Origin of the sequence: Cobetia sp. 5-11-6-3 (genome assembly GCF_013374055.1) — a bacterium.
GTDB lineage: Bacteria > Pseudomonadota > Gammaproteobacteria > Pseudomonadales > Halomonadaceae > Cobetia > Cobetia marina.
Genome location: NZ_BLWJ01000002.1, coordinates 90,202 through 113,661 on the forward strand (window position 1 = coordinate 90,202; position 23,460 = coordinate 113,661).

The window sequence follows — 23,460 nt, forward strand, 5'->3', positions numbered from 1 at the left end:
AGTCGCTCTTCAGTTCTCGAGCGTGTGCCGGCCGAGGCCTGACAGGCAGCGCTCGATGGCTCTCGCCAGACGGCGCGCCACGGGCGTACACAGCACCCAGGGCAGAATGATCAGTGCAATGCTGAGCGAGCCCAGATAGACATCACTGAACCAATGGGCACCCACCATGATGCGTGGGGCACTCAATATCACCACGAATGCCAGACTCCAAAGCGCGATGCGTCGTGGGGCGAAGGCCCACATGTAACCGGCGAAGACCATCAGCATTAAGCCGTGATCCCCCGGGAAGCTGTTCGAGGCCGAGTCCTTGGTCTTGAAGGACACCAGGTCGGAGAGATGCTGTGCGTGCTGGAAGACGCGAGTCGGACTGGCATGGCCGTAGCTGATGGCGCGCAGCACGAACAGCGAGATGATACCGGCGGTCAGCAGCATGGTGATGCCGAGGCTAGCCCAGCGCCGGTAGCGGTCGGGGCGCGAATCCTCAAGCATCGCCCAGCAGAACAGGACACCCATCAGGCCGAAGGCCGCAGCATCGAAGAACCGCGTGTTGAGAAGCCCCAGCAGGGTATCCCAGTGCGGATTGAGTGGCGAGATGAGGTGATTGAATGCCCAGAATACCCGGCCGTCCAGATCGGGCCAGAAATCCAGTGCCGGTATCCACCAGCTGATCAGCAAGGCGAATCCTGTGGCATTGAGTGCCAGTAGTCGTCTGGTCAGCATCTCCGTCCCTCCTGGTGCAGATGGTGCGAGGTATCATCAAGCATCAGCAAGCGATCCCTATCGCTGCCTTCACGGCGTATGGTAATTTCAAAGGCTCTTCAAGAAACACTGTTTTCGAATGTTCCAGGAGAGAAGCATCGTTGCGTCAGACGCGATCTGGCGGGCTATCGTCTCGCAAGCCAGTCGGCCTGTCGGGACCGGGATGGCGCAGGGCATCAAGGGGCTTGTGGTTTGTGCGACGGGTCTGCATGCTCGCGCCCGATCGTTTCATCAATGCCTGACATCGAGGCAGGCTCATCACGGGGGATCTCTTCATGAGCGTCATCTTGCGCCGTCTATCACTTGCCACTTCGCTGGCGATCGCGACATCCCTGCTGGCCGGCTGCGCGGTCAGTCACTCAGGCGCGACGGACGCCGGGCAGGGCGGTGGGAGCGGTGCCGGCAGTGCAAGTCCTGCGCTGGTCGGTACCCCCTGGAGCTTCTCGAAGACCGAGGAGGGCAGCAAGGCGCCCAATTTCCTGTTGCAGGCCCCGACACCGGAGCAGCTGGCGGATGAAGAGGATGACCGCCTGCGCCTGGTGGGCAGCAATGGCTGCAATCGTCTGATGGGGCCGGTGGTACTGGATGAGTCTCGCCAGACCCTGGAGATCGGCCCGCTGGCCTCGACCATGAAGATGTGCCCCAATCCGGAGCAGTCCAATGCCTTCAATCGCATGCTGGAGGAGGTGGCTCGCTATCAGATCGTCGGCAGAGGCGAGAGCGCTCGCCTGCGTGTGATGGATGACACCGGCTACCTGCTGGCGACCTTCATGCCCGTCGCGGCCAGCGACGACTGAGCGCCTGCGACGACTGAGCGCCTGCGCCGACTCCCGTGACATGCCCGGAATGAAGAAAGCCCCCGGCACCTTTCGGTGCCGGGGGCTTTTGCCTGCGATCAAGACGAGTGTGGCTTACAGCGCTTCGATCTTGGCGCGCTGACTTTCCAGCAGTGCAAGCTCCGCCTGGGCATCGGCCAGCTTGGCGCGCTCCTTCTCGACCACATCGGCCGGTGCGCGACCGACGAACTTCTCGTTGCCGAGCTTGTTCTCGAGACCGGTGATGACCTTCTGCTGCTTCTCGTGTTCCTTGTCGATGCGCTTGAGCTCGGCATCCTTGTCGATCAGGCCGGCCATCGGCACCAGCACTTCCAGCTCACCGACGCGCTGGATGGCGGACATCGGCGCTTCATCGCCCGCCGCCAGGAAGGTGATGCTTTCCAGACGGGCCAGCTTGGACAGGAACAGACGATTGGCTTCCAGACGCTCGGCGTCGCCGTCGGCCCCGTTCTGCAGGTAGACCTCCAGCGGCTTGCCCGGGGACAGGTTCAGCTCGTTGCGGATATTGCGCACCGCGATGATGATGCCCTTGAGCCACTCGATGTCACGGATGGCCTGCTCATCGATCCGCTCGGCGTCGGCCTGCGGCCACGCCTGGCTCATGATGCTCTCGCCTTCCACCGGCTTGCCGGCGTGAGGCGCGATGCGCTGCCAGATCTCCTCGGAGATGAACGGCATCATCGGGTGGATCAGGCGCAGGATGGTCTCGAGCGCGCGCACCAGGGTGCGACGCGTGCCGCGCTTGGCTTCCGCGCTGGCGTTCTCGTCCCACAACACCGGCTTGGAGAGCTCCAGATACCAGTCGCAGTACTCGTTCCAGATGAACTCATAGAGCGCCTGGGAGGCGTGGTCGAAGCGGAACTCTTCCAGCGCGCGGGTGACCTGCTGCTCGGTCTGCTGCAGGCGCGCGATGATCCAGCGATCGGCCAGTGACAGCTCGACGGCTTCGCCGTTGACGCCGCAATCCTGGTCCTCGGCATTCATCAGCACGTAGCGCGCCGCATTCCACAGCTTGTTGCAGAAGTTGCGATAGCCATCGAGACGGCCCATGTCGAACTTCACGTCACGCCCGGTGGAAGCCAGTGACAGCAGGGTGTAGCGCAGCGCATCGGTACCGTGGGGCTCGATGCCTTCCGGGAACTCGTTGCGCGTGGCCTTGGCGATCGCCTTGGCCTTCTTGGGCTGCATCATGTTGCCGGTACGCTTCTCGACCAGCTCATCCAGGCCGATGCCGTCGATCAGGTCGATGGGGTCGAGCACGTTGCCCTTGGACTTGGACATCTTCTGGCCGAGGCTGTCACGCACCAGACCATGCACGTAGACCTTGCGGAACGGCACTTCACCCTTGAACTTCAGGGTGAACATGATCATCCGCGCCACCCAGAAGAAGATGATGTCGAAGCCGGTGACCAGCACGTCGGTGGAGTGGAAGGTCTTGAGTTCTTCGGTGTCCGCCGGCCAGCCGAGGGTGCCGAAGGTCCACAGCGCAGAGCTGAACCAGGTGTCGAGGACGTCTTCGTCCTGACGCAGTTCGATGTCGGCACCCAGCTGGTTCTCGGCGCGGACTTCTTCCTCGTTGCGGCCGACATAGACGTTGCCGTCGTTGTCATACCAGGCCGGAATGCGGTGGCCCCACCACAGCTGACGCGAGATGCACCAGTCCTGCAGGTCACGCATCCACGCGAAGTACATGTTCTCGTAGTTCTTGGGCACGAACTCGATGTCGCCGTTCTCGACCGCCTCGATGGCCGGGCGTGCCAGCTCCTCGACGGCCACGAACCACTGGTCCGTCAGCAGTGGCTCGATGACGTCGCCGGAGCGGTCACCGTGGGGCAGGGTGTTGTTGATGGTCTCGACCTGCTCCAGCAGACCCAGCGCGTCCATGTCGGCGACCAGCTTCTCGCGCGCGACGAAGCGATCCAGTCCGGCGTAGGCGGCCGGCAGGCTGGCATCTTCCTGGGGCTGCGGACGTCCCTGCAGGTCGTAGATCTCGGCGCGCTCCAGGATGGTGGCATCCTGGCTCATCACGTTGATCAGCAGATGGCCCTGACGCTTGCCGACTTCGTAGTCATTGAAGTCGTGTGCCGGAGTGATCTTGACACAACCGGAGCCCTTTTCCATGTCGGCGTGTTCATCGGCGACGATGGGGATGCGACGGCCGACCAGCGGCAGCTCGATGAACTTGCCGACCAGGCTTGCGTAGCGCTCATCCTTGGGATTGACGGCCACGCCGGTGTCACCCAGCAGGGTTTCCGGGCGCGTGGTGGCGACGACGACGTAGTCCTTGCCATCGGCGGTCTTGACGCCATCGGCGAGCGGATAGCGGAAGTGCCAGAAGCTGCCTTGCTGATCACGGTTCTCGACTTCGAGATCGGAGATCGCGGTGTGCAGGGTCGGGTCCCAGTTGACCAGACGCTTGCCACGGTAGATGAGGTCTTCCTTGTGCAGGCGCACGAAGACTTCCTGCACGGCCTTGTAGAAGCCATCGTCCATGGTGAAGCGCTCGCGGCTCCAGTCGATGCTGGTGCCCATGCGACGCAGCTGACGCGTGATGTTGCCGCCGGACTCTTCCTTCCACTCCCAGATCTTGTCGGTGAAGGCTTCGCGACCCAGATCATGACGCGTCTTGCCTTCTTCGGCGGCGACCTTGCGCTCCACCAGCATCTGCGTGGCGATGCCGGCGTGGTCGGTGCCTACCTGCCACAGGGTGTTGCGACCCTGCATGCGACGCCAGCGCACCAGGGTGTCCATGATGGAATCCTGGAAGGCATGGCCCATGTGCAGGGAGCCGGTGACGTTGGGCGGCGGGATGACCAGTGAGAAGCTCTCGCCCTGGCCTGACGGCGCAAAGCGATTCTCGGATTCCCAGCGCTCGTACCAGCGCGTCTCGATGGCGTTCGGTTGGTAGGTCTTGTCCATGGGTCTGCAAATGATCCGGTTGGGCGGGACGTCCCGCGCCGGCTCAGTGAGCGGGGCAGCGCAGGCAGAAAATGGGCTCGATTATAGCGCCGCTGATGTCAGGCGTCATTCGGTCTTGGCGTGCAGGCTCTTGTGGCCCTCGCCAAGGGGACGGTTTCACAAAGCAGGCAACATCCACGCAATGATGCCGTATCCTGTCGCAACCTGCTGACGCCGAGGTGCCTCGCCTCGGAGTCTCCCTCCTGTTCCTGCTCGCGGAGCCGCAATGTCCAAGCCTCGCCCCACGGATGGTGCACCTCGTCCGACCCGTCGCTGGGTCTGGCATGAACTGCTGCGTCATGCCCTGGTGCCACTGCTGGTGATGGAGGTGGCGCTGCTGGGCGGTTATCTGGGCTTGCACTGGCTGGTGGCGCAGCAGCAGGAAGCGACCCGTGAAGACCTGATCCGCACCCAGCTTGAGCAGCTGAGCCGTTATGAGGCGGAGCATGCCGGCATGGTGGTGGAGGATTGGCGCAGGGAAGTGCAGCAGCTGGCACACTCGGCACTCCGTGAGATGGATGCTCCCATCGCGCCGGGCGAGCGTGTCCGAGAGATGGCGCGTCATGTCTTCAGTGAGGATGGCACCCTCTACGTGGCCGAGGATGACGGGGAGGCCGGCTCCTATTATTCGTCGCTGGCCCCCAGTTATCTGCAGGACTACGGCAAGGTGGCACGGCTGTCGCGGCTGGATACGGTCATGCAGGACATGCTCGAGATCCGTCCCGAGCTGCGTCAGGCGTGGTTCTCCAGCTACGACGGCTATTTCCGTATCAAGCCGTGGATCGACACCCACGGCATCTTCACCCCCGGGGTGGATCTCACCAGCTACGGCTTCTATTACCTGGCCGATGATCGCAACAATCCCACGCGTGAGCCGGTCGTGACGCCAGCCTATCAGGACCCCGTCGGGGGAGGCTGGCTGATCTCGACCCTGATGCCGGTGCATCGTGGGGACTTCCTTGAGGGGGTCGTCGGTATCGATGTCACGCTCGATGCGCTGGCGAAGCATCTCGAGAGCACGCGACTTCCCTGGAACGCCTATCTGGTGCTGGTGAGTGGCAACAGCGTACTGGCCATGCCCGAGGCCGGTCAGAAGGATTTCGGGGTGCATGTCCCTCCGCGGATCGAGCCGACCCCGTTGACGCATGACCGCTTCCTGGAAACGGCACGTGATCAGAGCAAGTCGCCGGAGATGGTGCGCCTGCTGCATGGTATCGACGATGCTCCCCATGGCATGCGCAAGATACCGCTGCTCGCCGGTGAGCGGCTGGTGGCGTGGTATCCGGTGGCGGGGACGGACTGGCGGCTGCTGGCCGTGGTGGACCCGCAGCAGGTGGAAAGCGGCATCCAGCACTGGAATACGCGTTTCAATCAGTTGGGTTACGTGATGCTGGTCGGCCTGATCGCCTTCTTCCTGGTCCTGCTGGTGGTGATGCGCTGGCGGGCGGAATCCATGGCCACCACGCTTTCCGAAGCCCTGGAACGCTTGAGTGACATGGCGCTGCGCATCGGTCGCGGGCAGCCGGTGGTGCGTCAGCGTTTTGCCTTGCAAGAGCTTGACCAGGCGGGGGAAGCCCTGCGGGAAGCCGCATTGCGGCGTGATCAGATCGAGCTCGAACGCGCCGAGGATGCCCGGCATGTCGAGATGGTGATGGCGGCCTCCGGTGATGCGACCTGGCGGTATGACTTCGAGCGTGATGATCTCCACTTCCACGAGAACTTCTTCCTGATGATGGGGCTCCCCATCCAGGCCAGCATGCATCTGGCCGATCTCGATGCCATGACACACCCGGAGGATCTGGCGGGGATGCTGGAATCCCGCTGGCGCGTGTTGCATGGCGACAGCTGGGCCGAGGCGCGTGACGTGCGTTACCGCCATGCCGACGGCAGCTGGGTGTGGATGCAGGTGCGAGGTCAGGTGACCCGCCGCGATGGTGACGGACGACCGCTGCGTGCCACGGGGGTGGTGCTGGACATCCAGCGTCACAAGCAGACGCTGCAGGTGCTGGAAGCGGCACGTGACAGCGCCACCGAGGCAAGTCAGTCCAAGTCGCGGTTCTTCTCGAGCTTCAGTCACGAGATCCGCACGCCTCTCAATGCCATCCTGGGGTTCACTGACCTGCTGGCGGACGAATCGTCCCTGACGCGCGAACAGCGTCGCTATGTGGATGAAGCGGGCCACGCGGCAAGCCAGCTCTCGGCGCTGATCGAGGACGTGCTGCAGATGTCGAGCCTTGAAGCGGGAGAACTGCCCCTCGATTGCCAGCCTCTGTCGATCGGCCAGCACCTGATTCGCCTCGTCAGTCAGTACCAGCCGCGGCTGGACCAGGCGGAACTGACGCTGTCACTGGCGCTGGAAGAGGCGTCGCTGTGGCTGAATGCCGATCGCCGTCGTCTGGACCAGATTCTCGGCAACCTGATGGGGAATGCCATCAAGTACAACCGCGCGGGCGGCTGGATACGTCTCGCTCTTGGGCGCGGTATCGACTCCCACGGCCAGGAGATGGCCTGGGTGGATGTCGAGGATGGTGGCTTCGGGTTTGACCCGAATCAGGCGGCTCAGCTGTTCCAGCCTTTCTCGCGTCTGGGTCGCGAGGATTCGGGAATCGAGGGCACGGGCCTCGGGCTTGCGCTGTCGCGTGAGCTGGCGCGGCGGATGCAGGGGGAGATCACCGCGCAGAGCGTACTGGGCGAGGGGGCCTGTTTCCGGGTATGGCTGCCGTTGGCGGATGTCAGTGCCCATGAACAGGTCGTGAAGGCGGCATGGTCGGCAGATCAGGCGCTGCCAGTGGCGTGTCGCTGGCTGGTGATCAGCACGCGCGCGGAGGACAGACTGCGCCTGGAAGTGATCAGCAGCCATGTCGCCAATCTGGACATCATCACTGCCAGCAGCGCGGCTCAGGCCTTGCGCCTGGTGCGTGATGTCAGTCCCTGCATGGTGATCTTCGGAGACGTCGCCGACATGAGCGTGGCGTCGCTGTTCAGCGAGATCCAGCGTCTGCCGCGTGAGGCGCCGTTGTGGGCTGTGCGTATCGGCGAGCGAACGGGCGCGGAAGCCGATGGCCTGCCGCCGGAATTCTTTGCGGTGGGGGAGAGTCCCCCCGGCATGCAGGACGTCGAGCACTGGATCGAGTGGCTGAACGTGCGTTTGCGCGAGTTTCTCGAGGCTCGGGAGCAAGACGAGGAACGCGAGCGCTGAGTCGGCTGACAGCGCCACCGGTACCTGCGGCGTCAGCTCACGCCCTTGAGCTGATGCGAACGCACCGCATAGCCGCGTGACTTGTAGGTACGCCAGCATTCGCGCTTGGTGACCAGCACATCCTGATGCTGGTTGATGATCTCGGCGACGCGCTCGAAACGCGAGAACCACTCGGGGATCTCGGGGTGCAGGTTGAGCAGTGCCTCGATGCCCGGTGCCGGCGCGTCCTGCCAACCGATGGTCACGGGCGGACGTGGCACGTCATCGGCGTGTTCTGCCTCGCGCGCCGCGAGATCCAGATCGATATCCAGCGCATGGGGTACGAAGCTCTCGGGGCGGAACTGCCACAGGTGCTCATCGAACTGACGCGCCATCGCCTCATCCTCGACATGCACGTGCAGGCGGAACCCCTTGGCATGGATGGTCTCGGCCAGACGGCAGGCGAATTCCAGCCGGGCTTCCAGCGTGGTATCGGGCAGGATGTAGAAGTCGATCTGGGTCATGGGCACCGCTCGTGGCAAGAGTTCGCGAGCGCTCAGGATACCGCACTCGCCACGCGGCTTCGATGCAGGAGGGACTCGGTACGCATCGGAAAGCGCGATATCTTCGCGTCTGCAAACATGAAGGCCCGCCTCTTGCGAGGCGGGCCTTCATGTTGTCGTCTGGCATGGGCCACAGGGCTTACGCCAGGCGGGTCATCCAGCCACGCGTGTCTTCGGCGCGGCCGTATTGCAGGTCCAGCAGCTGGCGACGCAGACGCATGGCCACGTCGCCGGCATTGGCGGTCAGATCCAGACGCGCGTCTTCGCTGACCAGCTCGCCCACCGGGGTGATGACGGCGGCGGTACCGCAGGCGAACACCTCGGTGATCTCACCGGAGGCGATACCTTCGCGCCACTCGTCGATGCTGACCGGGCGCTCTTCCGGCGTCAGGCCGAGATCACCCGCCATGGTCAGGATGGAGTCACGGGTGACACCTTCCAGAATGGTGCCGGTCAGACGCGGCGTGACCAGACGACCATCCTTGAAGACGAAGAACAGGTTCATGCCACCCAGTTCCTCGACCCACTTGTTCTCGGCGGCATCCAGGAAGACGACCTGATCGCAGCCATTGGCGGTAGCTTCGCTCTGGGCCGCCAAGGAGCCGGCATAGTTGCCGCCACACTTGGCAAAACCGGTGCCACCGGCCGCCGCACGGTTGTAATGCGAGGACAGCCAGATGGAGACGGGCTTGATGCCACCCTTGAAGTAGGCGGCCACCGGCGAGGCGATCACGTAGTAATCGACTTCACGCGACGGACGCACACCGAGGAAGGCTTCGCTGGCGATCATGAACGGGCGCAGGTAGAGGCTGCACTCATCGCTGGCGCTGGCGGGGGTCGGTACCCAGGCGCTGTCCTGGGCGAGCAGGGCCTTGAGCGAGCCGACGAAGTCCTCGTCGGAGAGCTCCGGCAGTGCCAGGCGGCGGGCGGAGTTGCGGAAGCGTGCGGCGTTCTTCTCGGGGCGGAAAGTCCACACCGAGCCGTCTTCATGACGATAGGCCTTGATGCCTTCGAAGATTTCCTGGGCGTAGTGCAGTACCGAGGCGGCGGGGTCGAGGCTCAGCGGGCCATAGGGGCGGACTTCATGGCCGTGCCAGCCGCCATCGGCGGTCCAGCGGACGTGTGCCATGTGGTCGCTGAAGTGACGGCCGAAGCCGGGATTGGCCAGGATGGTGTCGCGAATGGCAGCATCCGCCGGTTGCGTGGACGCGCGGACGTCGAAGCCTTTGGTCACGTGGGTGTCTCCGTAGCAGCGAGACCCCCGGCGCGAAACGCCGGGGGTCGAATCATTTTTATAGGACCTCTGGGGTCAGCGGTGCCGAGTGGCGTGCCGACCCGCGTGTCTCAACGCTAGCACGCCATCGAGAGCATGCGAAGCCTCAGAGCGTCTCTTCCTGGGCGGCATTGAGTTCCGCTTCGCGATCCAGCAGATACTGGGTCAGCAGGCCCACCGGGCGGCCGCTGGCACCTTTCTGCTTGCCGGACTGCCAGGCGGTGCCGGCGATGTCCAGGTGCGCCCACGGGAAGGTGTCCGCGAAGCGGGACAGGAAGCAACCTGCGGTGATCATGCCGGCTTCACGCCCGCCGATGTTGGCGATGTCGGCGAAGTTGGAATCCAGCTGTGCCTGATACTCGTCCCACAGCGGCATGTGCCATGCGCGGTCCCAGGCTTCTTCCCCGGCATCCAGCAGATCCAGCGCCAGGTCATCATCGTTGGAGATCAGGCCGGTGGCGTGATTGCCCAGCGCGATGACGCAGGCGCCGGTCAGGGTGGCGATGTCGACGACGCTGGCCGGCTCGAAGCGCTCGGCGTACGTCAGGGCGTCGCACAGCACCAGGCGGCCTTCGGCGTCGGTGTTGAGGACTTCGACGGTCAGGCCCTTCAGGGTCTTGATGATGTCGCCCGGCTTGGTGGCACGGCCGTCCGGCATGTTCTCGGCGCTGGCCACGATGGCGACCACGTTGAGCTTGGGCTTGAGTGCCAGCACGGTGCGCATGGTGCCGAAGACGCTCGCCGCACCGCCCATGTCGTACTTCATCTCGTCCATGCCGGCGCCCGGCTTCAGCGAGATGCCACCGGTATCGAAGGTGATGCCCTTGCCGACCAGCACGTGCGGTGCCTCGTTCTCGTCTTCCGCGCCGCGGTATTCCATCACGATCAGACGGCTCGGCTCTTCACTGCCACGGCCGACCGAGAGCAGTGACAGGGCGCCAAGCTTCTCGAGTTCTTCCTCACCCAGCACGGTCACCTTCAGTGCGCCTTCGGAGGTGCTGCCCAGTTGCTCGGCACGCTCGCCCAGATAGGTCGGGGTGCAGATGTTGCCCGGCAGATTGCCCAGGGTGCGGGCTTCGTTGACTCCTTCGCCGATGGCCGCGCCAATACGCAGACCCGCTTCCAGTTCTGCCTGCTGACTCTTGTCGGCACTTACCACACTCAGACGGGTCAGAGAGGCAGGCTCGCCCGGCTGACTCTTCATCTCGGTGAAACGGTAGGCGTTGCGCAGCGCGCTCTCGGCGATCATGCGTACCTTCCATGCGGCGTCGCGCAGCTCGATATCGAGGCCGACTCCCGCGAAGGCGGCGTCTTCCACCGGCAGCTTGAGCAGTGCCGCCATGGCGGCGTCCAGTCCGCGCTTGTAGCGGCTCTCGTCGAGTTTCTCGGCCTTGCCGAACCCGGCCAGCAGCAGGCGCTGTGCGCCGAGCCCCGGGGCGAAAGGCAGCAGCAGGGTGTTGCCCAGCTCGGCCTTGAAGTCGCCGCGTTCGATCAGCTGGGAAATCAGCTTCTCGCTGGCGTCGTCCAGACGTGCCGCGGCGCCTTCGAGTTCGCCTTCAATGACGGGAACCACCAGGCAGGCGGTCTCTAGCTGGGCCGGATTGACAGTGACAACAGGAAATTCCATGACAACTCCACGCGGGCGAGTAGGGGATACGAAAATGAGGATAGCGTCAGACCGAAGCGGGTCGGGCGTGTCGCGATATCCGGGGTCAGGCATCCAGGTCCGGCAGGGGCGGATGTGAAGAGGCTCTGCCGTCCGTCGGTGTCTGACCGAGCATGACCTTTGAATGGGGACACTGGCCGCTGATGGCAAGCATCTCCCAGTGCCGTCCATCATGCGGAAGATCATGTGCCTGTCGCAAGGTATGGCCGCGACAAGGCTGCATGCTTTCTGGATAATGCTCGAGCATGTCCTTGCGGGGCTCGGCACGCCCAGTGTCATCGACACTCGATCGCACCGGGCCGAGGCGCAAGCGCAGGCCGGATGCCCAGTGTACGCAAAGGCGGTTCGGCATGCATGAGGGATGGTGCATCTTCATATGTCCCGTATCGTGTCTTCACCGGCTATCATCGTTCTGGTCAACACGCTCGATTGCGAGTGGGAAACAGGAGTTTCATTTGATCATCTTCCGCTACCTGACACGCGAGATTCTCACCACCATGGCCGCGGTGGCCGGGGTGTTGATGCTTGTCATCATGGGCAGCCGATTCATCCGCTATTTCAGTGACGCGGCAGAGGGGGACTTCCCGGCCTCGATTCTCGGCAGCCTGATGCTCTATCACCTGCCGGGGTTCTTCGAGCTGCTGCTGCCGCTGTCCTTCTTCCTGGCCGTGCTGCTGGCCTTTGGTCAGCTGTACATGAACAGTGAGATCACCGTGCTGGTGGCCTGCGGTGTCGGCCCGGAGCGTCTGCTGCGCGTCACCTTGCTGCCGGCACTGCTGATCACGGCGCTGGTGGCGGCCTGCAGCCTCTACCTGACGCCGGCTGGCGCGCTGAAGAACGAGATGTTGCTGGAGCTTCAGAAGCAGAAGACCGACTTCTCGGTGCTGGGCGCGGGACGTTTTCAGCAAATCGGCGATCGCACCGTCTATGCCGAGAGCATGAGTGATGACAACAGCGAACTGAAGCACGTCTTCATCGCCGAGCGTGGCAATGACGGGGCCACCCGCCGCGATGACAGCGAACCGAGTCAGTCGGTGGTGCGCGCCGAGCGCGCCTTCCAGGACGTCAGCGAGGAGACCGGCAGTCGCTATCTGGTGCTGGCGGATGGCTCACGCTACGCGGTGGAGCCGGGCAAGTCGGCTTCACAGCGACTGGGCTTCGAGCGTTATGCGGTGCGGGTCAGCGAGGGGCAGAGCGAGGCAAGCCTCAAGGATGACATCGAACTCGTCTCCACCCGAGAGCTGTTGGCCACGCAGACGCCCGAAGCCCAGGCCCAGCTGCAATGGCGTATCTCCCTGCCGTTGATGGTGCCGATCCTGATGCTGATCGGTCTGCCACTGGCGCGCGTCAATCCGCGCCAGGGCCGCTTCGCGCGTCTGCTGCCGGCCATCTTCGTGCATATCACCTACCTCAGCTTGCTGATCGCGGCTCAGAATGCCGTCGCGTCCGGCAAATATCCGGCCGCGATCGGCCTGTGGCCCATTCACGGCGTCTATCTGGCGCTTGGCCTCTGGCTGAGCTGGCGCGACAACCGCGGAGGTGGCCGCTGATGCTGCTTGATCGTCTCGACCGTTACATCGCGCGCAACGTGCTGCTGGCCATGCTGGTGGTACAGGTACTGATCCTCGGGCTTGACCTGATGATCACCTATATCAATGACCTGGGCGATGTCGAGGGGGATTACGGTGCCCTTGAGGTCTTGCTCTACCTGTTGATGAGGCTACCGTCACGTTTCTACGAATTCGTGCCGGTAGGGGTGCTGCTGGGGGCCTTGATCGGCCTGGGCAGCATGGCATCCAGCAATGAACTGACCATCATGCGTGCGGCGGGCCGCTCCTTGACGCGCATCCTGTGGGGCGTGATGAAGCCGCTCGGGCTGGTGATCGTCATCACCATGGCCGTGGGAGAGTACGTGGCGCCTGTCACCGAGATGCAGGCCGATGCCTGGCGCGCCGAGCAGCAGCAGGGGGCGGGTGCCGTCTATGCCGAAGGCGGTGGCTGGCAGCGTGAGGGCAACAACTTCTATCGCTTCGGTTCGATCCGCAGTGATGATGTGGTGCTCAACGTGACCCGCTATCAATTCGATGATGATCAGGAGCTCAAGCAGGCCATGTACGCCCGGCGTGCCGTCTGGGAGGACGACCATTGGACGCTGGAGGCGGTGGAAACCACGGTCTTCGAGCGTGAGGGCGGTGAGGTGGCCTCCACGCGTGTCGAGCAGCAGGACTCACGCCAGTGGGACACCCGATTGACGCCGGACCTGCTCAAGCTGGTGATCACCGAACCCAAGCAGCAATCCGCCTCTGATCTGTGGCGCTACGCCAGCTATCTGAAGGGGCAGGGACTGTCCGCCAACCAGCCATTGCTGTACTTCTGGCAGAAGATCCTGCAACCGCTGACGCTGGCAGCGCTGGTACTGGTGGCAGCGTCCTTCGTGTTCGGGCCGTTGCGCACCGTGGCAGCCGGGACACGCGTGTTCTACGGGATCATCGTCGGTCTGCTGTTCAAATACCTGCAGGACCTGTTGGCGCCGGCCTCGGTGGTCTTCGGGTTCGCGCCCATCTGGGCAGTACTGGCCCCCACGATCGCCTGTTACGTGATCGGCCTGCTGCTGATTCGTCGCAGTGGCTAGGGCACGGTGCCCGGTGGCCCGGCACTGCTTCGCGCAGCAGGGCGTGCGCCCTGCCGGGCTGATGCGGCGTCTGGGCGGATTGGTGTATGACACCTTTCTGGTAATGGCGCTGTTGATCGTGCTGGGGTTCGTGGGGGTGGCCGCGAATGGCGGAGAGGCCAATCAGTCGCCATTGTTCCGCTCGCTTCTGCTGGTGGCGGTGTTCGCCTTCTTTGCCTACTTCTGGAGTCGAAGTGGCATGACGTTGGGCATGCAGGCCTGGCGGCTGAGGCTGCAGACGCTGGAAGGCTGCGCACCGACACTGCCTCAGTGTCTGCTGCGTTTTCTGGTTGCCGGTCTCTCGCTGGGATGCGGTGGACTGGGGTATCTCTGGCAGCTATGGGACCCTGAACACCGCAGCTGGCACGACATCGCCTCAGGCACGCGCGTGGTGGTGGTGCCGAGGCCCAGCCGAGAGTGACGGCCCGGTAGGCGCCGCCTTGCGGGTGTCGTGCAAGGGCGGCGTGCAGGAATCGCCGTGAAAGGCATGCCGAATGCCGGAAAACACAACGCCCCGCCAGTCATCGACTGGCGGGGCGTTGTGTCTGTCAGGGGTGCAGGACGTGAATCAGACGCCCAGCAGGCCATCGAGGCGCGTGATGATGCGGTCGACCGTGGCGCGTGACACGACCAGGCTGTCTTCCTGTGCCGCGGTTTCCGGCAGCTCACGTGGCAGGTCGAGTACCGCGTTGCCCATGCCCTCGAAGCGCACGCCATCACGATAGCGCACGAAGGGCAGCTGGCCGATGGGGCGCTGACCGTCGTGGTCGAGGCGGGCCAGGCGTGTGAAGGCACTGACCGTGTCCAGCACCGGTGCGCTGGTCAGCGGCAGGTGGGTCAGGCGCCATGCCAGCCAGTCGTCCACTTCGACGGCTTCGTCACGCAGGGTGGCGAACCAGTGACGTGCCTGATCCAGGCGATAGCGGGCACGGCCCTGCTTGTCCAGCCACAGGACGTCGGCGCTGGCCTGACGCGGACTTTCCAGCTCGCCGGGCAGGTACAGCCAGGCCTCGGTCAGGCGATGCAGCGCACCCGGCAGTGGCTCATCGAGGGTACGCTCGTTGAGCGAGTCCAGTGCAGCATTCAGGTCGCCCTGTTCGGCACTGCTTTCACTGTTGGCGTAACCGACGTTGTAGCGCCAGACACGATCGGAGATTTCCTGGGTGACGACGTGATCGTGCGGCAGTGCGATGTGACTCATCAACTCACGTGCGTTGCAGCTCTCGTCCACCAGGCCCTCGCGACGCGCCTCGCGATAGAGATTGCGCAGCAGCGGATTGAGCGGCAGGCGGTGATGGTCCCCGAAGCAGCTGCCGGCATCGCGAACGGCGTCGAGATTGAGCGGCAGGTGGGAGGCGGCGTGATGTTCGGCGGTAGCGATGGATGCGGACATTGGGTCAGGACTCCTTGCAGTTTGGCAGTAGGCGAAACGAACGGACAGCAGACGGATTCGGGCCGGTCACGGCATCATCATGTCGCCCATCATCGGCATGCCGATGGGCCGAGTCAGGATGGAGGGCGTCGACGGAATCTCTTGCAGTGTCCTGTTCATGTGCTTTTCCTGATTGCCTGGCAGGTCGTGGCAGTCATTTGCCGTCGCCTTGCTGCGTGTGGGTCATCGTCATGAACGGCAGCGTTCTGGCGAAGTGACGCTAGCAGGAGGCGAGTGACCTGCCTGAACCATTGGATGTTGATGGCTCATTATTTTTTGTTGCGACTTGATTCTTGTCTGCATAATAAAACGTTATACATCTTAGCGTCCCTGTCCCAAATCGCAACCCCTGCCTTAGGCAGGTGACTCCCTTCTTTATACGGTGGGCGCTTTCATCGATGCAACGGATTTGAGAGCAGTGGATTTGAAAGCAATGGTTTGAGAACAGCGGGTTGAGGAAAGCGGGGATAACGGCGGGGTCGAGAATCGTCATGCGGCTCTGGTCGGACGTTCACATCCCGCAGCAGCAATTCATGGCGCCGACGGTGGAAGACGGGGTAATGCAAGTGGTTGATATGGCATGCAAATGAGAATTTTTTGCAGTCAGGTGTTGCGCATCTTTCTGCGAATCATTTACATTTGTCTCACTTGGAGTGAGCGAGGTGAGCCATGTACGTCTGTCTGTGCAAGGGTGTATCAGACCACAAGATCCGTGAAGTCGTGGAGCAGGGAGCGCGCAGCTTCCGTGAGGTCCGCGAGCAGACCGGGTGTGCGACCCAATGTGGAAAATGTGCCTGCATGGCCAAGACGATCACCCGTGAAGCCGTGGCACGCGAAATGATGCCGGCTGACGATCTCGCCTACGCGGTCTGATGTCAGGGGGGGGCTTGCCTCTCCTGGCCTGGATTGCCCTGTCGATGCAGCTCAGCGCCACGAGTCCATGTCATTCAAACGCCAGAGGCCCGATCCCATGATCGGGCCTCTGGCGTTTTCGCATGCCGCTCCTTGCCGGGAGAGCTCATCTTTCCAGCTATCCTCTCTCGCACTTTCCTTTCTCGCACTTTCCTTTCTCGTGCTTTCCTCTCCCGGGCTTTCATCGCTTGTATGCTCACCGGTGTCCGTCTGCATATGACAACGCGGATACCAATCTTTCCCATTTGCGCCTAAAAGTCGATAACTTGTTGTCATGTCTCGAAAAATTCATAGTTTTGCGCCATACTTGCCTGACCTGACGAAGCGGGGCGAGTGCCTGATACGCCTCACCCCCGACGGCCCCTGACACCGGCATGCATGCCGGTCGCCGACGACAACGAGACCGCACCGGACAAGAGAGGAATGGCGACATGAAAGGCGATCCCAAGATCATCGAGCATCTCAACACCATACTGGGCAACGAGCTGGTAGCCATCAATCAGTACTTCCTGCATGCGCGCATGTACAAGGACTGGGGGCTCAAGCGCCTGGCCAAGTGGGAATATGACGAGTCCATCGAAGAGATGCGTCATGCGGACACCCTGATCGAGCGCATCCTGTTCATGGAAGGCCTGCCCAACCTGCAGGACCTCGGCAAGCTGCGTATCGGCGAGAACACCAAGGAAATGCTCGAGTGCGATCTGGCGCTGGAGCACCAGGCTCATGGTGATCTGAAAGAAGCGATCGCCTATGCCGAGCAGGTCCGCGATTACACCTCACGTGATCTCTTCCGCAAGATCCTCGACGACGAGGAAGAGCATATCGATCACCTGGAGACCGAGCTGGGTCTGATCGAGAAGGTCGGTATCGAGCTCTACCTGCAGAAGCAGATCCATCACGAGATCGACTGATTCCAGGCGCGGCTTTCCAAGTCGTGACAGGAACGAAAACGCCCCCGCTGCCATCGGCAGCGGGGGCGTTTTGTCTTCAGTGGCGCAGAACCGGCTTACTTGCCCAGGTCATTGACCAGCAGCGCCTCGACGGCTGCGATGCGCGCGTCGAGACTGGCCTGGTCGGCGGCCAGCACCGTGATGTGACCGATCTTGCGGCCGGCTCGCGGTGCCTTGCCGTAGTCATGCAGGCGAGCACCGGGAATGGCCAGCACGGCATCGCGCTCTGGCATGCGCCCGATGATGTTGAGCATCGCGCAGGGGGCCAGCAGGGCTGTCTCGCCCAGCGGCAGGCCGGCGACGGCGCGCAGATGGTTCTCGAACTGGCTGGTGACCGCGCCCTCGATGCTCCAGTGACCGGAGTTGTGCACGCGCGGGGCGATCTCGTTGGCCAGCAGGCGCTCGCTGCCGTCCGCTTCCTTGACCACGAAGAACTCGAAGGCCATCACGCCCACGTAGTCGAGTTCGTGCATCACCTTGAAGGCAGCCGCTTCGGCCTCGGCCTGCAGGTCATGCGCGGCCAGCGGTGTGGCGCAGTGCAGGATACCGCTGCGGTGCTCATTGCGGGACAGCGGCCAGGCGCGTGTCTCACCGTCACGACCGCGTACCGCGATCACCGAGACCTCGTGATCGAAGGCGATGAAACCTTCGAGAATCAGCGGCACGCTGCCGAGTTCGGCGAAGGTGTCGGCCACGTCCGCCATCTCGCGCAGCACCTTCTGACCCTTGCCGTCGTAGCCCAGCGTACGTGTCTTGAGGACGGCAGGCAGGCCGATGGTGGCCACCGCGCTTTCCAGATCGGCCTGGCTGTCGACCAGCGCCAGCGGCGGCACCTCGATGCCCAGACGCATGAACAGCGACTTCTCGTTCCAGCGATCCCGTGCGGTATCCAGCGCGCCGGCCGGGGGATAGGTCGGACGCTCTGCCGCCAGGCGCTCGACGGCGTCGGCGGGCACGTTCTCGAACTCGAAGGTGATGGCATCGGAGGCCGCCACCAGCTGTGTCAGAGCGGCGTCATCCTGCCAGTCGGCGCGCAGATGATGGCCATGCACGCGCCCACAGGGCGAGTCGGCGGGATCAAGAAAGGTGAAGCGGGCATTGAGGGCGGCGCCAGCCTGAGCCAGCATGCGACCCAGCTGACCACCACCGACGATACCGAAGCGGATCGGCTCGCTCATGATTCACTGGCCTCCATGCGACAGGCTGGGAGCATCGGGACGCGGGTCCGGATTGTCCAGCACGCGGTCGGTCTGCTCGGCGCGGAAGTTGATGAGCGCCGTGCGGATGGCCGGATACTTGTTGGCCAGCTGGCTGGCAGCCAGCAGCGCCGCATTCACGGCACCGGCACGACCGATGGCCAGGGTGCCGGTGGGGATGCCGGCGGGCATCTGCACGATGGAGAGCAGAGAGTCGACGCCAGACAGCATGCTGGACTGCACCGGCACGCCCAGCACCGGTAGCCAGGTCTTGGCGGCACACATGCCCGGCAGGTGGGCGGCGCCACCGGCTCCGGCGATGATGACCTCGAGACCACGCTCCGCGGCGGTGTCGGCATAATCGAACAGCAGGTCAGGCGTGCGATGGGCAGAGACGACCTTGACCTCGTGTTCGATCCCCAGGGCTTCCAGGGTCTCGACCGTATGGCACATGGTCGCCCAATCCGATTTTGATCCCATGATGACACCAACCAGTGCGCTCATGCTTCCTCCGCTCTTGACGTGGTATGAACCAGCTCACAGCCACCGCCAGCGCATGCTGGACGGCCCGCTGTGTGGGCGTGGTCGAGGTGGCCGGGCCGTGATGGCCAGTCCCACCTCAATGCGTATGTCTGGAAAAACAAGCGGCGCAGTATAGCACCGAGCCTGAGAGGCGGCATGCACCTGTCCGGTCGGTCAGCTTATGGGCGCCACCGGCCGGCGAGGCTCAGCAGGACCATTGCGTGACCAGCGCGAAACGCGGCACTGGCTCGCCCTGGATCTCGACATTCTCCATGAACATGCTCAGTGGGCGCACCCACAGACCACATTCGCCGTAGAGGGCGCGGTAGACCACCAGCAGCTCTTCCGTCTCGCTATGACGACTGGTGCCGATCACCTCGTATTGCGCGCCCTTGTAGTGGCGGTAGAGCCCCGGCACGGGGCGATTCTCGGGCAGCGGCGGCATGGGAGGCAGCTCTGACATGATGATTTCCTTGATGGGCAAGACAGTTGGCGCGGTCGCCCGGCGCGATCAGGCGTCGGGCGCGGGCTTGAGAGCGTTGGCCGGCGTGGCCTTGGCACCGCGGCGTGCGATGCGCGCCAGGGCGCGTGCACTGGCGGTGAAGCCGAAGCTGCCGGTGACGAAGGTGGCGGCGCCGAAGCCGCCGGCGCAATCCAGACGCGTGGCGCTGTCGCCGGGTTTGGTGGCGCAGACCTCGCCATCGGCACCGGGGTAGGTCAGCTGCTCATCGGAGTAGACGCACTCGACATCGAAGCGGCGCTTGAGATTGCGACTGAAATGGTAGTCGCGGCGCAGCAGGGAGCGAACGCGCGCCAGCAGCGGGTCCTGCTCGGTACGGGCAAGATCCGCGATCTGGATGCGTGTCGGGTCGAGCTGGCCACCGGCACCGCCCGTCACGGTCAGCCCCAGCTTGCGACGCTTGCACCAGGCGATCAGCGCCGTCTTGGCGGGTACGCTGTCGATGGCATCGATGACGTGATCCAGCTCATCGTGGATCAGCTCGGCCAGGTTGTCCGGGGTGACGAAGGCCGAGATGGCGTGAATCTTCATCTGCGGCGCGATCAGCTGGCAGCGCTCGGCCAGCACCTCGACCTTGGGACGGCCGATCTGGCCATCCAGCGCATGCAGCTGACGATTGACGTTGGAGACACAGACGTCGTCGAGGTCGATCAGCGTCATCTCGCCGATGCCGGAGCGTGCCAGCGCCTCGGCGCTCCAGCTGCCGACCCCGCCGACCCCGACCACCGCGACATGCGCGTGACGGAAGTGGGCGAAGGCGCTGGCGCCGTAGAGGCGACGAATGCCGCCGAAACGGAAGTCGTAATCGTCCGCCGCCGGTGCCTCGGCGTCGGTGGCGAAGAAATCCGCCAGCATGCGTTCGCTGGCAGAGGGCGCGGCGTCCGAGAGAGAGGCCGTGTGGGCCGCTGGCTCATTCAGCGGAATGTCGTCAGGGGTAGTGGTCATGCGCAGCTCATGCTTTCCAGGGACGTTGAATGCAGATGGCGAAGCGTGTTCGCGGGTGCCCGGTCGTCATTCGGGCAAGTCGTCTGTGGGCCGGCCAGCCAGGTCGCTTTCGGGGCGTTCGGCCTGGTGGATGGCATGGCGCTCCGGCAGATGTCCCAGCCAGCCAAAGCGCGCCAGCAGGGCAGCGTAGGCGCCATCCGGTGGGCATGAAAGACGCAACCAGCCACCCTCGGGGTGCGGCAGTTCCAGTCCGACCGCCGCCAGCAGCAGACGCGGACATTCCAGGGTCGAGGCGAAGTAACGATTGTAGTTGCCCTTGCCGTGCCTGGCATCTCCGATGATGGGGTAGCCACGGCGCGACAGGTGCCGACGAATCTGGTGTCGACGGCCGGTCAAGGGACGTGCCTCCACCAGCGAGAAGCGTGACTGGGGGTAGCGGTCGATCGCGACGGGCAGCTCGACCTGCGCCAGTCGGCGGATGTCGGTGATGGCTTCCTGCTCCGGCATCTGGGCCTTGGGCAGGCGACCCTCTTCCTTGCGCAGGCCGTAGTCCAGGCGCTCCTGTTCGGGAGCGACGCCACGCACCACGGCCAGATAGCGTTTGCTGACCTGCTGTTCCTCGAAGGCGGCGCTCAGCTTGCGGGCGGCTTCCGGTGAGAGGCCGAAGACCATCAGCCCGGAGGTCGGGCGATCGAGACGATGCACCGGGAAGACGTGCATGCCGATCTGGTCACGCAGGCGCTGCAGCAGAAATTCCGTCTCATGCTTGTCGATGGGGCTGCGATGCACCAGCAGGCCAGAAGGCTTCTGCACCACCACCAGCACGTCATCCTGAAACAGGATGTCGAGTGGCAAGATGGGCTCGGCCTCGTGAGCCGGGTCAGCATCGAGGGGCGCCGACACGAGTGGTCGAGACGTCACTGACGCGTCGCAGGGCAGGCCATCGGGAGAAGAGGGCAGATCATGGGAAGAAGGGGGCATGGGCATCACGGCAGCAGGAAGACGAAAGCCGATCACCAAGGGGGTGATCGGCGTGTATTGTCCGGCTTTCCTGGCTGGCTGTCATGTCCGGTCTGTTGCAGGAGGGGGCGCCGCCTCAGGCAATACGGTCTGAGGTATGGCGGCTGGCTCGTCCGGTGTCTTCGGGATGTATCAGCATGCCGGCCGGTATCCATTGCACCAGCAGGTTGATGGCGGCGCCCGGCGCTGCCTCGGCGCCGACTTCGGGGGCCAGCAACTCTCCCAGTGAGGCGAAGCTCAGGCCGTCATCACCGGCGGAGAGAATGGCGTCGAGCACCAGCGCTTCCAATGGCTCGAGAGAGCGATAGTGCACCTCGGGTGCGCCCTCGGTCGGCTGACGCCAGACGATCCATGGCGTGGGGATCTCGCTCTCGACCGGCGCACGTGGCGGCTCGTCATTGTCGATGGATTTCCAGATGGCCGGCGTATCGAAATGAAAGGCGAAGTGATGCAGTGACGGATGGGCTGCCAGTCTCAGCGTCGGCCAGTCTTGCGGGGCGAGCCCTTGCAGGGTCTCGACGCTGAGCGGCGCGATCTCCTCGGCATCCAGTGCCAGCCCCAGTGCCCATTCGAAGGCCGCCATCTCGGTGACCAGCGAACGCCGGGGTTCGCGCGCGGCCACGAAGGCCGGAAAGTGCTGGCCTGCCCAGCGGATCGAGTAGTGGCTCGGCGGATGGGCATTGAGGTACTCGCGACACAGCAAGCCGAAGGCATCATCGCCAATCAAGGTGTGCACGGCCTCGAAATCACCGCCGAAGACATCGAACAGGCGCAGGCGGTAAGCCGTGGCATAGATGCCAAGGCGCTCCTCGGCACTGGCCAGCTCATCACTGATGACAGCCTGTGCCGCGATGCTGCGGGTGTCGGGTGACGGCGCGGCCAGATAGGCGGCGGTGGCGTCCTGAAGCTGGGTCAAGGCGCGGCGATCGAACTGTGATGCTGTCGTCGCTGTGGTCGATGCATGCGTCATGCGTGCAGCCCCCCATTCATTGCCGCCGCGACAGTCCGGGTCGGTTGATCGTCGGCCAGCGGGCGACCACTGCGGCGACGCAGCTCGGCATATTCTTCCATCAGCTCCGACCATGGCGGGAAGTTGTCATCGCGCTCGATCATGGTGGCGACATCGCCGAAGCGCTCGCGTGCGGCGTCATACAGCGACCACACGGCATCCGGGACGGGTTGGTCGTGGGTGTCGATGCACAGCTCACCGCCAGACACGTCCTGCCTGATGTGCCCGGCGAGATGGTGCTGCCAGACACGCTCCGCCGGCATGGCATCCAGATAGGCCAGCGGATCGAAGTCATGATTGTGGCTGGAGACGATGACGTTGTTCAGGTCGAGCAGGATCAGGCAATCGGCACGGCGGCTGACCTCGGCCAGAAACTCCCATTCGCTCATCTCGTCGGGCTGCCAGGTCAGGTAGCTGGAGACGTTTTCCAGCAATAGCTGGCGCCCGAGCGCGTTCTGGACCTGGTCGATGCGCTCGGCCAGGTGCGTGATGGTGGCCTCGGTATAGGGCAGAGGCAGCAGGTCATGGAATTGATGCGCGCCGGTGCGGGTCCAGCACAGGTGATCGGAGACCCACATCGGTTCGATGCGCTCACACAGTGCGCGCAGCTCGCGCAGATAGCGGGTGTCGATGGGATTGCTGCCACCGATGGATAGCGAGACGCCATGCAGGGCGATGGGATAGTGCTCGCGGACTCGCTCAAGAAAGTGCAGCGGCTTGCCGCCGGCACTGACGCCGTCGGAGTCGATGAATCCGGGGCCCATGTAGTTCTCGCTGATGGCCTCGAACCAATCGATATCCGGCAGTGTCGTCAGAATCTCGTGGTAGTACTCAGGACGTAGCCCAAGCCCTTGACCGGCACCCGAGGTGGCAGTGGCAGGCTGGTGACTCCGGGAAGCTGTCGTCATGAGTGACTCCTTTTCCATGGCATGGCAGGCAGTGCCTGCATTGGCAGTGTAGACCTGATGCAACAACGGGAGGACGGCATGCCGTCCTCCCGTTGCGTCCAGGGACTCCTGGCGACACCGTTACCTGGGTGACGGTGCCCTC

General features: G+C 63.7%; 20 protein-coding genes. 7 read left to right on the forward strand and 13 right to left on the reverse strand.

Translation table 11 applies throughout. From position 1 onward, the window contains the following. Nucleotides 1–9 precede the first annotated feature (9 nt). Nucleotides 10–720 carry a phosphatase PAP2 family protein gene (locus HXS66_RS04325; protein WP_176502949.1) on the reverse strand — a complete coding sequence of 237 codons (711 nt, stop codon included), beginning with the start codon at nt 718–720 and terminating at the stop codon, nt 10–12. Nucleotides 721–1,034: 314 nt separating this feature from the next. Here HXS66_RS04325 and HXS66_RS04330 point away from each other — a divergent pair, with 314 nt between their 5' ends. After that, the gene (locus HXS66_RS04330) at nt 1,035–1,556 is read left to right on the forward strand and encodes an META domain-containing protein (RefSeq protein ID WP_176502950.1); all 522 of its coding nucleotides are present in this window, start codon (nt 1,035–1,037) and stop codon (nt 1,554–1,556) included. 114 nt (nt 1,557–1,670) lie between these two features. Here the strand turns inward: HXS66_RS04330 and HXS66_RS04335 are convergent, their stop codons facing one another. Beyond that, a complete protein-coding gene (locus HXS66_RS04335; RefSeq protein ID WP_084209425.1) occupies nt 1,671–4,514 on the reverse strand; it encodes a valine--tRNA ligase in 2,844 nt (947 codons plus the stop codon). 265 nt (nt 4,515–4,779) lie between these two features. On the opposite strand from HXS66_RS04335, the gene HXS66_RS04340 reads away from it, so the two are divergent. Then, nucleotides 4,780–7,752 carry an ATP-binding protein gene (locus tag HXS66_RS04340; RefSeq protein WP_176502951.1) on the forward strand — a complete coding sequence of 991 codons (2,973 nt, stop codon included), beginning with the start codon at nt 4,780–4,782 and terminating at the stop codon, nt 7,750–7,752. A gap of 32 nt (nt 7,753–7,784) precedes the next feature. Here the strand turns inward: HXS66_RS04340 and HXS66_RS04345 are convergent, their stop codons facing one another. From HXS66_RS04345 to HXS66_RS04355, 3 genes are all read right to left on the reverse strand, one after another. Then, nucleotides 7,785–8,255: a DNA polymerase III subunit chi gene (locus HXS66_RS04345; protein ID WP_077378736.1), complete on the reverse strand. Its 471-nt coding sequence runs from the start codon at nt 8,253–8,255 to the stop codon at nt 7,785–7,787. Between the two features lie 178 nt (nt 8,256–8,433). Continuing rightward, nucleotides 8,434–9,528 (reverse strand): branched-chain amino acid aminotransferase, encoded by a 1,095-nt coding sequence (locus HXS66_RS04350; protein ID WP_084209423.1) that lies wholly within the window; start codon nt 9,526–9,528, stop codon nt 8,434–8,436. 145 nt (nt 9,529–9,673) lie between these two features. Beyond that, nucleotides 9,674–11,194 carry a leucyl aminopeptidase gene (locus tag HXS66_RS04355; protein ID WP_176502952.1) on the reverse strand — a complete coding sequence of 507 codons (1,521 nt, stop codon included), beginning with the start codon at nt 11,192–11,194 and terminating at the stop codon, nt 9,674–9,676. Between the two features lie 494 nt (nt 11,195–11,688). Between HXS66_RS04355 and lptF the strand changes: the two genes are divergently transcribed. From lptF to HXS66_RS04370, 3 genes are read left to right on the forward strand one after another with little or no spacing between them, the layout of a single operon-like run. Further along, nucleotides 11,689–12,783, forward strand: coding sequence for an LPS export ABC transporter permease LptF (gene lptF, locus HXS66_RS04360; RefSeq protein WP_169477242.1), 1,095 nt, complete (start codon nt 11,689–11,691; stop codon nt 12,781–12,783). After that, entirely contained in the window at nt 12,783–13,865 is a 1,083-nt protein-coding gene (gene lptG, locus HXS66_RS04365; protein WP_176502953.1) for an LPS export ABC transporter permease LptG, read from the forward strand. The genes lptF and lptG overlap by 1 nt, the downstream gene beginning before the upstream one ends. A gap of 13 nt (nt 13,866–13,878) precedes the next feature. Next, the gene (locus HXS66_RS04370) at nt 13,879–14,325 is read left to right on the forward strand and encodes an RDD family protein (protein WP_255303093.1); all 447 of its coding nucleotides are present in this window, start codon (nt 13,879–13,881) and stop codon (nt 14,323–14,325) included. Between the two features lie 147 nt (nt 14,326–14,472). Here HXS66_RS04370 and HXS66_RS04375 read toward each other — a convergent pair whose 3' ends face one another. After that, nucleotides 14,473–15,297 (reverse strand): hypothetical protein, encoded by an 825-nt coding sequence (locus HXS66_RS04375; protein WP_077378753.1) that lies wholly within the window; start codon nt 15,295–15,297, stop codon nt 14,473–14,475. A gap of 708 nt (nt 15,298–16,005) precedes the next feature. Between HXS66_RS04375 and HXS66_RS04380 the strand changes: the two genes are divergently transcribed. Continuing rightward, nucleotides 16,006–16,209: a bacterioferritin-associated ferredoxin gene (locus HXS66_RS04380; RefSeq protein ID WP_077378756.1), complete on the forward strand. Its 204-nt coding sequence runs from the start codon at nt 16,006–16,008 to the stop codon at nt 16,207–16,209. 470 nt (nt 16,210–16,679) lie between these two features. After that, entirely contained in the window at nt 16,680–17,159 is a 480-nt protein-coding gene (gene bfr / locus HXS66_RS04385; protein WP_077378759.1) for a bacterioferritin, read from the forward strand. A 95-nt stretch (nt 17,160–17,254) separates the two neighbouring features. Here the strand turns inward: bfr and HXS66_RS04390 are convergent, their stop codons facing one another. The 7 genes from HXS66_RS04390 to HXS66_RS04420 form a co-directional block, all read right to left on the reverse strand. Continuing rightward, entirely contained in the window at nt 17,255–18,376 is a 1,122-nt protein-coding gene (locus HXS66_RS04390; protein ID WP_240704287.1) for a 5-(carboxyamino)imidazole ribonucleotide synthase, read from the reverse strand. 3 nt (nt 18,377–18,379) lie between these two features. Further along, complete coding sequence (purE, locus tag HXS66_RS04395; protein ID WP_077378762.1) at nt 18,380–18,898, reverse strand: 5-(carboxyamino)imidazole ribonucleotide mutase; 519 nt, start codon at nt 18,896–18,898, stop codon at nt 18,380–18,382. 223 nt (nt 18,899–19,121) lie between these two features. Beyond that, nucleotides 19,122–19,379, reverse strand: a complete 258-nt coding sequence (locus HXS66_RS04400; RefSeq protein ID WP_240499615.1) for a DUF1653 domain-containing protein — start codon at nt 19,377–19,379, stop codon at nt 19,122–19,124. Between the two features lie 48 nt (nt 19,380–19,427). After that, nucleotides 19,428–20,291 (reverse strand): tRNA cyclic N6-threonylcarbamoyladenosine(37) synthase TcdA, encoded by an 864-nt coding sequence (gene tcdA / locus HXS66_RS04405; RefSeq protein WP_077379348.1) that lies wholly within the window; start codon nt 20,289–20,291, stop codon nt 19,428–19,430. A gap of 156 nt (nt 20,292–20,447) precedes the next feature. Beyond that, complete coding sequence (locus tag HXS66_RS04410; RefSeq protein ID WP_077379350.1) at nt 20,448–21,239, reverse strand: pseudouridine synthase; 792 nt, start codon at nt 21,237–21,239, stop codon at nt 20,448–20,450. 238 nt (nt 21,240–21,477) lie between these two features. After that, nucleotides 21,478–22,371: a DNA-binding domain-containing protein gene (locus HXS66_RS04415; RefSeq protein ID WP_176502954.1), complete on the reverse strand. Its 894-nt coding sequence runs from the start codon at nt 22,369–22,371 to the stop codon at nt 21,478–21,480. Beyond that, nucleotides 22,368–23,318 (reverse strand): DUF692 domain-containing protein, encoded by a 951-nt coding sequence (locus HXS66_RS04420; RefSeq protein WP_136939091.1) that lies wholly within the window; start codon nt 23,316–23,318, stop codon nt 22,368–22,370. Before HXS66_RS04420 ends, HXS66_RS04415 begins: the two co-directional genes overlap by 4 nt. Nucleotides 23,319–23,460 lie beyond the last annotated feature (142 nt).